The sequence below is a fragment of the Streptomyces sp. SAJ15 genome, assembly GCF_007595705.1.
In the GTDB taxonomy this organism is placed as follows: domain Bacteria; phylum Actinomycetota; class Actinomycetes; order Streptomycetales; family Streptomycetaceae; genus Streptomyces.
Window position 1 is genome coordinate 1,105,423 of sequence record NZ_NISY01000001.1, and the last position, 13,913, is coordinate 1,119,335.

The 13,913-nt window shown below is 70.6% G+C and carries 10 protein-coding genes and 1 pseudogene; 3 read left to right on the top strand and 8 right to left on the bottom strand.

The genetic code is table 11. The features are described from left to right. Positions 1-183: 183 nt before the first annotated feature. The 8 genes and pseudogenes from CD790_RS04820 to CD790_RS04855 all read right to left on the bottom strand — a co-directional run bounded on the left by CD790_RS04820 (position 184) and on the right by CD790_RS04855 (position 10,726). On the bottom strand, positions 184-762 hold the full coding sequence (locus CD790_RS04820; protein WP_144381675.1) for an ATP/GTP-binding protein: 579 nt from the start codon (positions 760-762) through the stop codon (positions 184-186). Then, the gene (locus tag CD790_RS04825) at positions 743-1,357 is read right to left on the bottom strand and encodes a DUF742 domain-containing protein (RefSeq protein WP_144381676.1); all 615 of its coding nucleotides are present in this window, start codon (positions 1,355-1,357) and stop codon (positions 743-745) included. The genes CD790_RS04820 and CD790_RS04825 overlap by 20 nt, the downstream gene beginning before the upstream one ends. 81 nt (positions 1,358-1,438) lie before the next feature. Next, positions 1,439-1,852, bottom strand: a complete 414-nt coding sequence (locus CD790_RS04830) for a roadblock/LC7 domain-containing protein (protein WP_179285426.1) — start codon at positions 1,850-1,852, stop codon at positions 1,439-1,441. A gap of 10 nt (positions 1,853-1,862) precedes the next feature. Further along, positions 1,863-5,042 carry a nitrate- and nitrite sensing domain-containing protein gene (locus CD790_RS04835; protein ID WP_144381677.1) on the bottom strand — a complete coding sequence of 1,060 codons (3,180 nt, stop codon included), beginning with the start codon at positions 5,040-5,042 and terminating at the stop codon, positions 1,863-1,865. Between the two features lie 394 nt (positions 5,043-5,436). Further along, the gene (locus CD790_RS04840; RefSeq protein ID WP_144381678.1) at positions 5,437-6,021 is read right to left on the bottom strand and encodes an ATP/GTP-binding protein; all 585 of its coding nucleotides are present in this window, start codon (positions 6,019-6,021) and stop codon (positions 5,437-5,439) included. Next, entirely contained in the window at positions 6,002-6,400 is a 399-nt protein-coding gene (locus tag CD790_RS04845; protein WP_144381679.1) for a DUF742 domain-containing protein, read from the bottom strand. The genes CD790_RS04840 and CD790_RS04845 overlap by 20 nt, the downstream gene beginning before the upstream one ends. A gap of 64 nt (positions 6,401-6,464) precedes the next feature. After that, on the bottom strand, positions 6,465-6,878 hold the full coding sequence (locus tag CD790_RS04850) for a roadblock/LC7 domain-containing protein (protein ID WP_009714795.1): 414 nt from the start codon (positions 6,876-6,878) through the stop codon (positions 6,465-6,467). A gap of 9 nt (positions 6,879-6,887) precedes the next feature. Continuing rightward, positions 6,888-10,726, bottom strand: a pseudogene (locus tag CD790_RS04855) (nitrate- and nitrite sensing domain-containing protein). A 569-nt stretch (positions 10,727-11,295) separates the two neighbouring features. Between CD790_RS04855 and CD790_RS04860 the strand changes: the two are divergent. The 3 genes from CD790_RS04860 (at position 11,296) to gltX (ending at position 13,828) form a co-directional block, all read left to right on the top strand. Beyond that, positions 11,296-11,475, top strand: coding sequence for a hypothetical protein (locus CD790_RS04860; RefSeq protein WP_144381680.1), 180 nt, complete (start codon positions 11,296-11,298; stop codon positions 11,473-11,475). 93 nt (positions 11,476-11,568) lie between these two features. Beyond that, positions 11,569-12,330: a fumarylacetoacetate hydrolase family protein gene (locus CD790_RS04865; RefSeq protein WP_144381681.1), complete on the top strand. Its 762-nt coding sequence runs from the start codon at positions 11,569-11,571 to the stop codon at positions 12,328-12,330. After that, positions 12,323-13,828 (top strand): glutamate--tRNA ligase, encoded by a 1,506-nt coding sequence (gene gltX, locus CD790_RS04870; RefSeq protein WP_144381682.1) that lies wholly within the window; start codon positions 12,323-12,325, stop codon positions 13,826-13,828. Before CD790_RS04865 ends, gltX begins: the two co-directional genes overlap by 8 nt. Positions 13,829-13,913: the final 85 nt, after the last annotated feature.

Below are 13,913 nucleotides of genomic sequence, written 5' to 3' on the forward strand. Positions count from 1 at the left end.
AGCCCGCCCGGCGTTTCGTCTGCCGCGACCGGGCAGCGAACGGCGCACCCAGGGCACACGGCAGGGCCCACACCACGGCTCGCAACATGGCCATGCCAGGGCCCACAGGGGCACACGAGAAAGGTCCCCGTCCCCCCTTCCGGGGGTGCGGGGACCTTTCTGCACGGCCGACGGCGCCGGTGACTACCGGAGCCGGGCCATGAGGGCGTGTTCGACGAGGGTGATCAGCGTGCTCTTCGCCTCGCTGCGGTGCCGCGCGTCGGTGGTGATGATCGGGGCGTCGGGGCCGATCTGGAGCGCCTCGCGGACCTCTTCGGGGCCGTACGGCTGGTGGCCGTCGAAGCCGTTGAGGGCGATCACGAAGGGCAGACCGCTGTTCTCGAAGTAGTCGACCGCGGGGAAGCAGTCGGCGAGACGGCGGGTGTCGACCAGCACGACGGCGCCGATGGCACCGCGGACCAGGTCGTCCCACATGAACCAGAAGCGGTCCTGACCCGGCGTACCGAACAGGTACAGGATCAGGTCCTGGTCCAGGGTGATACGGCCGAAGTCCATCGCCACCGTGGTGGTGGTCTTGTCCGGGGCGTGCGTGAGGTCGTCGATCCCCGCCGAGGCCGAGGTCATCACGGCTTCGGTGCGCAGCGGGTTGATCTCCGAGACCGCGCCGACGAACGTGGTCTTGCCCACGCCGAAGCCACCCGCCACCACGATCTTCGCAGAGGTGGTGGAGCGGGCTGCACCGCTAGAGCTTCCGAAGTCCACTGAGCACCCTTTCGAGCAGTGTCACGTCAGGCTGGCCGCCGGCGGTCTCGTCGCCGCCGGGCTGATGGATGGCGACGAGCCCGGCCTCGGCCAGGTCGGCGACGAGGATTCGGGCGACGCCGAGGGGGATGGTGAGGAGCGCGGAGATCTCTGCGACCGACTTGATCTCCCGGCACAACTGGCAGATCCGCTGGTGTTCGGGCAACTGGCCCTGCAACCGGGAGGGATCGGCCGTGGTGTGCACCAGCGCCTCGATGGCGAGCTGGTAGCGAGGCCGGGTTCGGCCTCCGGTCATGGCGTACGGACGCACCAGGGGGTTGTGCGCGCCGCCCACGGGCGGCTCCGGCGCGGTGCGTCGCCGCTGCGACTGGGCCGGCTGGTTGCGCGGCGGGCGCTGCGGTTCGTACGACGGGTTATAGCCAGACGGGGGCCCTTGTTGCTGCTGCGGCTGGGGTTGCTGCTGCTGCGGGTACCCCTGTGGCTGGCGGTAGTGGCTGGGAGTGGAGGGGAAGTTGAAGCGCTGCAGCGGGCCATCCTGCTGCGGTTCGGGCTGCTGCCCGAACCCGTACGGGTATCCGCTAGGGGGCGTTTCCACGGCTCCTCCTCCAACTCGCCTGTTTGCCGGTCGCGCCACCGCACCCTATGGGGCGGTGGCGCGAAGCGCACTGTCTCTTTGCTAGTTGAGAAGGCTTCCTTGCAGTTCTGCCCGCAGGTCGGGGGTGAGCACCCCACCCGCGCGGTCGACCAGCAGGGCCATCTCGTAGCCGACGAGGCCGATGTCGCACTCGGGGTGGGCGAGGACGGCCAGCGAGGATCCGTCCGAGATGGACATGATGAAGAGGAAGCCGCGCTCCATCTCGACGACGGTCTGGTTGACCGCACCGCCTTCGAAGATGCGGGAGGCTCCGGCGGTCAGCGAGGTCAGACCGGAGGCGACCGCCGCCAGCTGGTCCGCGCGGTCGCGGGGGAACCCTTCGGACATCGCGAGGAGGAGTCCGTCGGCGGAGACCACGACCGTGTGCGACACCCCGGGGGTGTTGTCCACAAAGTTCGTGATCAACCAGTTCAGGTTCTGCGCCGCCTGGCTCATCGGGCTCACACTAACGCTCCTGATCGTAGGTGCTGCCGGGGCCGAAGCCCTGTTGGTCATGCTGGTCTTGCTCGGTGCTGCTCTCGGAACCCGCGTTACGGGCCTGCTGGACGCCCCGGCGCAGGTTGCTCAACCTGCCCCGAACGGCTTCCGGAGTCCGGGAGACCTGGGGGCCGCCCTGCGGGGACTGCTCCGCCGCGCCGTCGACGAGGTTGGCCTTGGGCACCCGTCGCGGAAGCCCGGAGGAGGTGACCCCGCCGGCCTTCGGCTCGCGGATCCGACCGGCCCGCTGCCAACGCTCGTCATTGGCCGAGCGCCAGCCGTCACCGTCACCGGAGCCGTCGCCGGAGGCGTTCTCGGGCCGGCCCTGCTGGGACAGTCCGGCCCCCGGGGTGCGCCGCGGAAGCGACTGCTCCGAGGACTGCTCCGGGGCGGCGTCCGCCGCACCCGCGGTGCTGCCGTCGGGCTGCTGCCATCCCCTGTTCCGCCGCGGCAGACCCGCGCCGGTCAGGGAGTGGCCGCCGCCCGCCGAAGGCGCCGAGGAGTCCGAATGGTTGAACTCTACGCGTTCACGGGAAGCTTCGGGAACGCTGGGTGTGGATTCCGCTTGCGTTCTGTGCTCCGGTGCGTACCCGGCCTCGTAGGAGCCCTGTGCACCCCACCCGCCCTGGTCGACAGGGGAGTTGTAGTCCGAGTACGGCTGCTGCTGGGGGTCCGTCTGGTGCCCGTAGCCCGCCTCCGCATAGCCGGCCTGCGGGCCCGCCTCCGGATAGCCGGCCGCCGGCTGCTGGAACCCGCTCGCCGGGTCGGCGTAGCCCGCCTCGGCCGCCGGGTAGCCGGTCGCCGGATCGGTGGGCTGCTGCCGGTGGGCCTGCGCCCCCAGCGCCGCGCGCCGCTCGCCACGCTGCAGCGAGCGCTCGATCGGATTCAGGTCGCTCTGCCCCGCCGCGGGACGCTGGGCCTGCTGGTCGCCGTAGTGCGAGTCGTCGAAGCCCAGATCGGCCGCGGAGCGCAGGATCGGGGTCTCCTGGGTGGCGTGCGGCTGCTCGGGCACGATCCGGGAGACCGTGAAGTCGTCCGGCAGCTCGTCGCCGCCACCACCGTGCGTGATCGCGTCCGGGAGCATGACCAGCGAGGTGGTGCCGGCCTGCTCTCCGGAGGGGCGCAGCTGCACCCGGATGTCGTGTCGGTTCGCCAGTCGGCCGACCACGAACAGCCCCATGCGCTGGGAGATCGCGGCGTCCACCGTCGGCGGATTGGCGAGCTTGTGGTTGATGTCCGCGAAGTCCTCGGCGGTCAGCCCGATGCCCTTGTCATGAATCTCGATCATGACGCGGCCGTCCGGCAGCCTGGTCGCGGTGACCCGGACCTTGGTGTGCGGGGAGGAGAACGTGGTGGCGTTCTCCAGCAGCTCGGAGAGCAGGTGCACGAGGTCGGTCACGGCCTGGCCGTGGATCTCGCTCTCCGGGACGCCGTCGATCTCGATGCGCTCGTAGCTCTCCACCTCGGAGGCGGAGGCGCGCAGCACGTCGACCAGCGGAACCGGCTGGTTCCAGCGGCGGCCCGGCTCCTCGCCGGCGAGAATCAGCAGGTTCTCGCCGTTGCGGCGCATGCGGGTGGCCAGGTGGTCCAGCTTGAAGAGGTTCTCCAGCTGGTCCGGGTCGGCCTCGTTGTTCTCCAGGCTGGTGATCAGGGTGAGCTGGCGCTCGATCAGACCCTGGTTACGGCTGGAGAGGTTGGTGAAGATCGCGTTGACGTTGCCCCGCAGCAGGGCCTGCTCGGCGGCGAGCCGGATGGCCTCGCGGTGGACCTGGTCGAAGGCGCGGGCGACCTCGCCGATCTCGTCCTTGGTGGTGATCTTGATCGGCTCCACCCGGGTGTCGACGCGGCCCGGGTCGGTGCGCGAGAGCTGGTCGACGAGCGCCGGCAGGCGCTGCTCGGCCACCTCGAAGGCGGCGGCGCGCAGCCGGCGCATGGAGCGGCTCATGGAGCGGGCCATCATGCCGGCCACGATGAACGCGGCGAGCAGCGCGACCAGCACGATCGCGGAGTTGACGATGGCGTCGGTCTTGGCGTCGGAGGAGATCTGCGCGGCCTCCTCCACCGCCTTGTCGGTCAGCTTGGACTCGACGTTTCGGTAGGCCTCGAACTTGTGCGTGGTGGTCTCGAACCAGCTGTCGGCCGTGATCCCCAGCGCCTGGAGCTTCGCCTTCGAGGCGGTCGGCGAGGTGATCTCGCCGAGCATCCGCTCCATCGACGGCGGCGCGACGAAGTCCTCGCCGACGCCCTCGGCCTCCTGCTTGTCCCGCGCGACCTCTTCCTCGTGGGTGCTGGCCGCCTTGGCGAGCTCGTCGTCCATGAGGGTGACGTCCTCCGGGAGGCCACCCGACTTGAACTCGTCGAGAGCGATCTTCTCCAGGTAGACGTACGAGGCCAGCGCGGTCAACATCGCCCTGCGTTCGCTGCCCCTGACGGGCTCGACCAGGAGATGGGTGCCGAGCGAGCGCTGAAGCGATCCAGCAGCCTTGGCCAGCGACACCGCGTAGACGGTGCGGCCGTAGGAGGTGATGTTGCCCGTGCCCAGACCGAGCTCGTTGGCGAACTCCATCAGCGGGTGCTGGACCTGGACGTAGCCCTCCTCGGTCTTCCCACCGGAGAGCTCGGAGGTGTAGGCGTTCCGACGCAGCGTCTCCAGCTGCGGCTCGACGGCCTCGAACGCCTTGAGACGGCGCTTGAGGCTGGCCGAATCCGGCATGTCCTTGACCTGCTTGGCGAACTCGTCCGCCGCCGTGTCGGTCGCCGCCCGCGCCTGCTGGACCACATCCGTGTCTGTCTTGGTCAGCAGCGGCTTGGCGGTGACGTCGCGCTCGTTGACCAGCGCCTGGCCGTACGCGGCCGCGGCCCGCACCACCCGGGCGGTCCGCTCGGCGTCCTGTGCCTCGCTCCAGGTCGCCAGCGAGGACTCCACACGGAAGCCACCGAAGACCAGCGCGACGAGCACGGGGATGAGCAGGATGGCGTTCAGTCGGGTGGGCACGCGCCAGTTGCCCGGCGACAGCCGCCCACCCCCCTTGCCGACCGACGGTGCGGAAGTCTCGGGCGCGTCCTCGCTCGCCGCCGCCGCACGCTGCGGCGGGGTGAAGTTCCCGCGCGCCTGCGTTTGCGCGGAGTTCGGTTTGCTTCGCCTCACTCGACCAACAACCTCTCGGCCCCGGCACCAGATTCCGTGCCGTTCTCGGCTGAGCCCTTACTGCCCAGTTCAAGGAATTCCAGCACGTCACGCGGGCCGGTTCCAAACAGTGGGCAAAGCATCAAGACGCGCCCCCGACACGCAGATAAAACGGGCATAAAGCGTCAGGCGGGGCAGAAGGCGAGGCAGTTGTGTGCGGAGGGGAACGCCACGTAAGCGTTGCGTATGCACACGTGAGTAATTCTCTGTCGAAACGTTATGAAGCCCCGGGCGGGTCGTGTCGTATGACACAACCCGCCGCGGGGCATAACTTCCGGCATTATCGGCCGAATTGATCTTCTTGCGTGATCGTCATGCGCGGGTTACCGCAATGCCGTCCGATCCACGCGGATCGTCACTTCAGCCGGGCCATGAGCGCGTGCTCGACGAGCGTGATGAGCGTGCTCTTCGTCTCGTTCCGGTGCCGCGCGTCGGTGGTGATGATCGGGGCGTCGGGGCCGATCTGGAGCGCCTCGCGGACCTCTTCGGGGCCGTACGGCTGGTGGCCGTCGAAGCCGTTGAGGGCGACGACGAAGGGCAGGCCGCTGTTCTCGAAGTAGTCGACCGCGGGGAAGCAGTCGGCGAGACGGCGGGTGTCGACCAGCACGACGGCGCCGATGGCGCCGCGGACCAGGTCGTCCCACATGAACCAGAAGCGGTCCTGACCCGGCGTACCGAACAGGTACAGGATCAGATCGTCGTCCAGCGTGATACGGCCGAAGTCCATCGCCACCGTGGTGGTGGTCTTCTCCTGAACGTGGCTCAGATCGTCGATCCCCGCCGACGCCGAGGTCATCACGGCTTCGGTGCGCAGCGGGTTGATCTCCGAGACCGCGCCGACGAACGTGGTCTTGCCCACGCCGAAGCCGCCCGCCACCACGATCTTCGCGGAGGTGGTGGAGCGGGTCGACACGCCGCCGCTAGAGCTTCCGAAGTCCACTGAGCACCCTTTCCAGCAGTGTCACATCCGGCGTGCCGCCGGCTTCCGAGCTGCCGCCCGGCTGGTGAATGGTGACCATCCCCGCCTCGGCCAGGTCGGCCACGAGGATCCGGGCCACGCCGAGCGGAATGCTCAGCAGCGCCGAGACCTCGGCGACCGACTTGACCTCGCGGCACAGGTGGCAGATGCGCTGGTGCTCGGGGAGCAGACCCTGCAGCGCGGCCGGGTCGGCCGTGGTGCTGACCAGGGCCTCGATGGCGAGCTGGTAGCGCGGCCGGGTCCGGCCGCCGGTCATGGCGTACGGACGCACCAGCGGCTGGTCGTCGCCTCCGTACGACTGATGATGGCCGCCGTACGGCGAAGCAGGGGGCGGGGTCATGAATCCTCCGGTCGGGACAGCGAGGTGACGGTCGTGCCGGCGGCGGGTGCCGGTGGGCGGTCGGTCAATTCAGCAGGCTGCCCTGGAGCTCGGCGCGCAGATCGGGGGTAAGGACATTTCCCGCGCGGTCGACCAGCAGGGCCATCTCGTAGCCGACGAGGCCGATGTCGCACTCGGGGTGGGCGAGGACGGCCAGCGAGGATCCGTCCGAGATGGACATGATGAAGAGGAAGCCGCGCTCCATCTCGACGACGGTCTGGTTGACCGCACCGCCTTCGAAGATGCGGGAGGCTCCGGCGGTCAGCGAGGTCAGACCGGAGGCGACCGCCGCCAGCTGGTCCGCGCGGTCGCGGGGGAACCCTTCGGACATCGCGAGGAGGAGTCCGTCGGCGGAGACCACGACCGTGTGCGACACCCCGGGGGTGTTGTCCACGAAGTTCGTGATCAGCCAATTCAGGTTCTGCGCCGCCTGGCTCATCGGGCTCAACTAACGCTCCTGCTGGTAAGTCGGGCCAACGCCGCGATCGTGATTGCTGCCGGGAGACCCCTGACCGGGGCTGGCCTGACGGCCCTGCTGGATGCCCCGACGGAGGTTGGTCAGTCGCCCGCGCACGTCGTCGGGCGCGCGGGAGACCTGCGGACCGGTCTGGGGGGTCTGCTGCTGCGCGGTGCCCTCCACGAGGTTGGCGCGCGGCACACGGCGCGGCAGCCCGGAGGAGGTGATGCCGCCCGAGGCGGGCTCGCGCACCTGCTCGGCGCGCCGCCAGTGCTCGTCGTTGGACGAGTTCCAGCCGTCGGACGCACCCGTGTCGGCGGCACGGGCCGGCTGCCGCTGCCGGCCGCCCTGGTCCTGCGCCGGCCGCCCCTCGCGGGACGGCTGTGCCGGCGCGGCCTGGCGGTCCTGCTCGGCGGCTCCGGCCTGGGCGCCCCGGAACCAGTTCGACTCGATGGTGTCGAAGATCGGCGTACGGAGGTCACCGGACGCGGCGGGTGCCACCGGTGCCGGGTCGTCCAGCGGGGAGCTGTGGGCCACCCCGTTGGCGGAACCGTGCGCGTCGGCCTGCGGCCGCGGGTACTCGCCGGTGTCGCCGCCGAGCCCGACGCCGGGGCCGCCCTGCGGGAGGTACCCGCCGGAGGCCGCACCCGGGCGCGGGAACTGTCCGGTGGTGCCGTGCCCCTGACCGAGGTCGGGGCGGGCGTACTGGCCGGTGTCGCCCGGGCCCTGGCCCAGCTCCGGCTGGGGGAACTGTCCGGTGGTGCCGTGCCCCTGGCCGAGGTCGGGGCGGGCGTACTGGCCGGTGTCGCCCGGACCCTGGCCCAGCTCCGGCTGCGGGAACTGTCCGGTGTCGCCCGGGCCCTGACCGAGGTCGGGGCGCGCGTACTGGCCGGTGGTGCCGTGTCCCTGTCCGAGGTCGGGCTGGGGGAACTGGCCGGTGTCGCCGGGGCCCTGACCGAGGTCGGGGCGCGCGTACTGGCCGGTGGTGCCGTGTCCCGTCCCAGGTCGGGCTGCGGGAACTGTCCGGTGTCGCCCGGACCCTGACCGAGATCGGGGCGGGCGAACTGCGAGGTCTGGGAGCCGGTGTCGACGTCGTCGTGCCCGCGCGGAGCGTCGAGCGCGTCACGCCCGCCCCGGCTCTCCGGCGACGGCGGGCCCGACGGCCAGTCGTCGTCCCCACCCTGGGCCGCGCGACGCGCGCCCCAGCTGGTGCCGGGAGCCTGGGAGGAGGGCAGCTCGGGCGCCGCTTCGCGGGCCGGGAGCTGCGGCCGTGCGCCGGACGCGGCCGGGCCGGCGGGGCGGCCGGGGCCCTCCCCGCGGGTCGGGGCGCCGGTCGGCGGGGCCACCGAGGGGTTGTCGCCGCGCACCGGCAGACCGCCGCGGCCGCCGGGGAGGCCGGGAGGCGTGCCGGGGGAGCGTCGGGGCTCGGCGCCGGGCGGCCGACCCGCGTCGAACAGGCTGCCGCCCGTCGGAGCGGGGCCGCCGCTGGAGGCGCCCGCCTTGCGGGTGGGCAGGCCGGCCAGGCCGCTGCCGGGCAGCGCGGGGCGCGAGCCGGACTGCGGGACCTGACGGCGGGAGGGCGCGGAGCCGATGAGGCCGGCACCGCCGCCGGAGCCGCCACCCTGCGGGGCGGCCGGCGCACCGGGCTTGCCCGCGGGCGCGCCCGGCTTCTTGCCGCCCTGGGCGACGTCGACCGGCAGCATGACCAGGGCGGTGGTGCCGCCCGAGTCGGAGGGACGCAGCTGGATGCGGATGCCGTGTCGCAGGGACAGGCGGCCGACCACGAACAGACCCATGCGGCGGGAGACCGAGACGTCCACGGTGGGCGGGCTGGCCAGCCGCTCGTTGATCGCGGCCAGGTCCTCCGGGGAGAGGCCGATGCCGGTGTCGTGGATCTCGACCAGCACCCGGCCGTCCGGCAGCGCGTGACCGGTGACCTTGACCTTGGTCTGCGGGGAGGAGAACGAGGTGGCGTTCTCCAGCAGCTCGGCGAGGAGGTGCACGAGGTCGTTGACGACGCGGCCGGCGACCTCGGTGCCGGGAACGGCGCTCAGTTCGATGCGCTCGTACTGCTCCACCTCGGAGGCGGCGGCACGGAGCACGTCGACCAGCGGCACCGGGCGGGTCCACCGGCGACCCGGCTCCTCACCCGCGAGAACGAGGAGGTTCTCACCGTTACGGCGCATACGGGTGGCGAGGTGGTCGAGCTTGAACAGCGAGGACAGCTGGTCCGGGTCGGCCTCGCGGCTCTCCAGCTCGGAGATGAGCGAGAGCTGGCGCTGGATAAGACCCTGGCTGCGGCGCGAGAGGTTGGTGAACATCGCGTTGACGTTGCCTCGCAGCAGCGCCTGCTCGGCGGCGAGTCGCACCGCCTCGCGGTGCACGTCGTCGAAGGCCGCGGCCACCTTTCCGATCTCGTCCCGGCTGTGCACACCGACGGACTCGACGGAGGTGTCCACGTCCTGCGGGTCGGCCTCGGAGAGCTGCTTGACCAGCTCGGGAAGGCGCTTCTGGGCGACTTCCTGGGCGGTCTCCTGGAGCCGGCGCAGCGAGCGCACCATGGAGCGGGCCACGACGAACGCGCCGACCAGCGAGATGCCGAGGACCAGCAGGATCAGCACACCGTTGAGGTAGGCGTCGCGCTCGGCGTCCGAACGCAGCTCGCGGGCCTTGGCCTCCATCTCGCTGAGCAGCGTCTGCTCGATCTTCGACATCTCGTCGAGCTTGATGGTGTCCTGGTCGTACCAGTCCGGGTAGGTCCGCTTCTCGGAGCTGAGGCCGTTGGCGTCGCGCAGCACGCGCTGGGCGTACTTGTCGGCCGCGGTGATGTCCGGGCGGCCGCCGTTGAGCGGCTCCAGCAGGTCCTCGGAGCTGTCCCGGCGGATCTGCACGAAGCGCCGCAGCGCCTCGGTCTCCTTGTCCAGGGCCGACTTGCCGTACCGGCGGTCGTTGGCGGAGAGGGCGGCGCCCTTGGGGTTGGCCAGGGCGGCGCTGATGACCGCGCGCTGGATGGACGCGTACTCCTTGGCGGCGGAGAAGGTGGCCAGCGCGCGAGTGCTGTTGATCATCTCGCTGTTGCTGGTCGCCTGCGCCATGTCCTGGGAGAGCGAGAGCAGCGAGGTGATGAGTTCGTTGTAGCTCTCGACGGTCTGCGCGATGTACGTCTTGTCGTCGTACGCCGTGTCGCGGATGGACCGGATCTTGCCGAGCTGCTTGCTGATGTCGACCAGGGTCGACTGCACGCCGATCATGGTCGGGTCGTTGGGGTCGACGTCCGCGGTGGCCTCCTGGAAGGCCGTGATCGCGCGGCTGGTCTTCTCCCGGGTGGCGACGACGCGGTCGTCCTTCTGGCTGCCCTCGCCGGCCAGCGGACCCGCGGACTTGTCGCGCTCCTCCTGGAGGGCGTCGGCCAGCTGGGTCGCCTGCTGCGTCATCTCGGTGAGCAGCTTCATGTGGTCCAGCTGCTGGATGTTCTCCAGCGAGGTCTCGATACGCAGGGCTCCCAGGGTGGTCGCGGCGACCACGGGGAGCGCGAGCAGGGAGACGAGTCGGGTGGAGATGCGCCAGTTGCGCAGGGCTATTCGGGCGCCGGGCCCGGTGGGTCCCTTCGCCTTCGGCTGGGCCTTGTCGGCACCCTCGCCACCGCCACCGCCGCCACCGCCGGCCGGGGCGCCCGGCTGCGCGCCGGAACCGGATCCGGCGTCGGAGCCGCGGTCGCCCGGCGTCAATCCGGTGGACTGGGCGCGCTGGGGCGAGGAGCCGCGGTCGGACCCACCGCGCGGCTCCGGATCCGCCGAAGCGCTGCCTTCCCTCTTGAAACGTCCCTGCACTAGCGTCGCAACCTCTGGACCAGGCGCTTCACCGGAGACCGGCGAAACGGTGTCGAGTCGATGGGGACCGCGGCCCCCCGTAGCGGTCGTGAGTGACCGGCGCGCTCACCTTTCGTTCGAGAGGAGGAGCCACCGCCGCTCGGCGCCATTCTCGTGCGCCCCCTGCGCGCCGGCTGAATCTTGCGGCGGTGCTGGGAATTCCAGCACAGGGCCGGATGCATCAACAAGGGCGAGTGGTGCGGACATGACGGGCGTGACGCTCAGTATGGGAGTCATTACCGGACGTAGAAAGTCATGTCTCCGATAACGGACTTTTGCCCGCGAGTTGCTCGTCATGGCCTGGTGTCCCGGTAGTCATGATCAAGAGCGGAACGTCAGGTTCAGGTGTGCAATGTCCGTTTCATTCGGTTGAGTTGGCCGCCTTTTATGTCGCATTTGCCCGTGACGTCGTGAGGAAACTCACACGTTCCACATGAGTTCTTCTTTGTATGCGTGGGCATGGGCGCGTCTAGCCTGACGCTTTACACAACCCGTGTAAACGACAAAGAGGCAATGGGGGGAGAACCCGAATGAAGACGACGATGATGATCCGCAACATAGCCAATCCCCGCCGCACCACGCTGGCACACCTCACGGACGCCGAGGAGCTCCTGGTCGCCCCCGCCGACCGTCCGGAGCACCCGGTCGAGCTGCCGACGCAGACCGCGAACCCCAGGCGCACCGTGCTGATGGAGGCCCCCACCGGCTGACGGGCCGCCTCGCCGACCGGGCGGCCGTGCGCCCCCGCGAGATAGCCTGAAGCGTCAGTCCCCGTCAGCTATCTCGAAGGGCGCCAGCTTCCCGTGCGCATCGCCAGATTCTCCATCGATGGCAACGTCGCCTACGGTGTGGTCGAGGGCGAGACCCTCGACATCATCAAGGGCATCCCCTACGGCGACTTCGAACGCTCGGGCACCAAGATCCCGCTGGACAAGGTCCGCCTGCTGTCGCCGGTCCTGCCCAACAAGATCGTCGCGATCGGCCGCAACTACGCCGAGCACGCCGCCGAGCTGGGCCACGAGGTCCCCGAGGTCCCGGTCGCCTTCTTCAAGCCGTCGACCGCCGTGGTCGGCCCCGGCGACCCCATCGTCTACCCCTCCTTCTCCTCCGAGGTGCACCACGAGGCCGAGCTGGCCGTGGTCATCGGACGGATGTGCCGCGAGGTCCCTCGCGAGCGGGTGAAGGACGTCATCCTCGGCTACACCTGCGCCAACGACGTCACCGCGCGCGACGTGCAGCGCCGGGAGGCGCAGTGGGCCCGCGCCAAGGGCTTCGACACCTCCTGCCCACTGGGCCCCTGGGTGGAGACCGACCTCGACCCGCGCGACCTGACCGTCATGTGCACCGTCAACGGTGAGCAGCGCCAGCTGGGCCGCACGGGCGAGATGGTGCGCACGGTCGAGGACCTGATCGTGCACATCACCGAGGCGATGACGCTGCTCCCGGGCGACGTCATCCTCACCGGCACCCCGGCGGGCGTCGGACCCCTCAACGTCGGCGACGAGGTCGCCGTCACCATCGAAGGCATCGGCACTCTCACCAACAAGGTGATCAAGCGTGGCTAGCGCATCCGCAGCATCCCCTGCTCCCTCCGCGTCTCCCGTACGCGTCCGCTTCTGTCCCTCGCCGACCGGCAACCCGCATGTGGGTCTGGTCCGCACCGCCCTCTTCAACTGGGCCTTCGCCCGCCACCACGGCGGCACCCTGGTCTTCCGCATCGAGGACACCGACGCCGCCCGCGACTCCGAGGAGTCCTACGAGCAGCTGCTGGACGCGATGCGCTGGCTGGGCTTCGACTGGGACGAGGGGCCGGAGATCGGCGGCCCGCACGCGCCGTACCGCCAGTCGCAGCGCATGGACATCTACGCCGACGTGGCCGCCAAGCTGCTGGCCGGCGGGTACGCCTACCGCTGCTACTGCACCGCCGAGGAGCTGGAGGAGCGCCGCGAGGCCGCCCGTGCGGCCGGCCGGGCCTCCGGCTACGACGGCCAGTGCCGCACCGTGGGCCCGGAGCGGGCCGCCGCCTACGAGGCCGAGGGTCGCCCCTCCATCGTGCGGTTCCGGATGCCGGACGAGCCGATCACCTTCACCGACCTGGTCCGCGGCGAGCTGACCTTCACCCCGGAGAACGTGCCGGACTTCGGCATCGTCCGGGCCAACGGCGCCCCGCTCTACACGCTCGTCAACCCCGTCGACGACGCGCTGATGGAGATCACCCATGTGCTGCGCGGCGAGGACCTGCTCTCCTCCACCCCGCGGCAGATCGCGCTCTACCGGGCGCTGACGGAGCTGGGCATCGCCAAGGGCGTCCCCGCCTTCGGCCACCTGCCGTACGTCATGGGCGAGGGCAACAAGAAGCTCTCCAAGCGCGACCCGCAGTCCTCGCTGAACCTCTACCGCGAGCGCGGCTTCCTTCCCGAGGGGCTGCTCAACTACCTGTCCCTGCTGGGCTGGTCGCTCGCGGCCGACCGCGACGTCTTCTCCATGGACGAGATGGTCGCGGCCTTCGATGTGACGGCCGTCAACGCCAACCCGGCCCGCTTCGACCTGAAGAAGGCCGAGTCGATCAACGCCGACCACATTCGGCGGCTGGACCCGGCGGCCTTCGTCGAGGCGTGCGCCCCCTGGCTCCAGGCCCCGCACGCCAACTGGGCCCCGGAGTCCTTCGACCGGGCCGCCTGGGAGGCGATCGCGCCGCACGCCCAGACCCGGCTGACGGTCCTCTCCGACATCACCGCCAATGTGGACTTCCTCTTCCTCGACGAGCCGGTCGAGGACGAGGCGTCCTGGCAGAAGGCGATGAAGGAGGGCTCCGAGGCGCTGCTGCGCACCGCCCGCGCCAAGCTCGCCGACGCCGAGTGGACCGCCGACGCCCTCAAGGAGGCCGTCGTCGCCGCCGGCGAGGAGCACGGCCTGAAGCTCGGCAAGGCCCAGGCGCCGGTCCGTGTCGCCGTCACCGGCCGCACCGTGGGCCTGCCGCTGTTCGAGTCCCTTGAGGTGCTCGGCAGGGACCGCACGCTGGCCCGCGTCGACGCGGCGCTGGCCAAGCTGAGCGCGGCCTGAAGTACTCGTTTTGGTGGCCCGTCCACCATCGGGTAATGTTCTTCCTGCGCCGGACGGAACGGGCCGAGAGGCCGGGCCGGAAAGC

What these genes read in the sequence shown, in the direction of transcription:
- CD790_RS04830 (WP_179285426.1), bottom strand. Translation starts at nt 1,852, where the DNA reads ATGAGCCAGGCGGCGCAGAACCTGAACTGGTTGATCACGAACTTTGTG.
- CD790_RS04850 (WP_009714795.1), bottom strand. Translation starts at nt 6,878, where the DNA reads ATGAGCCAGGCGGCGCAGAACCTGAATTGGCTGATCACGAACTTCGTG.
- CD790_RS04845 (WP_144381679.1), bottom strand. Translation starts at nt 6,400, where the DNA reads ATGACCCCGCCCCCTGCTTCGCCGTACGGCGGCCATCATCAGTCGTAC.
- CD790_RS04860 (WP_144381680.1), top strand. Translation starts at nt 11,296, where the DNA reads ATGAAGACGACGATGATGATCCGCAACATAGCCAATCCCCGCCGCACC.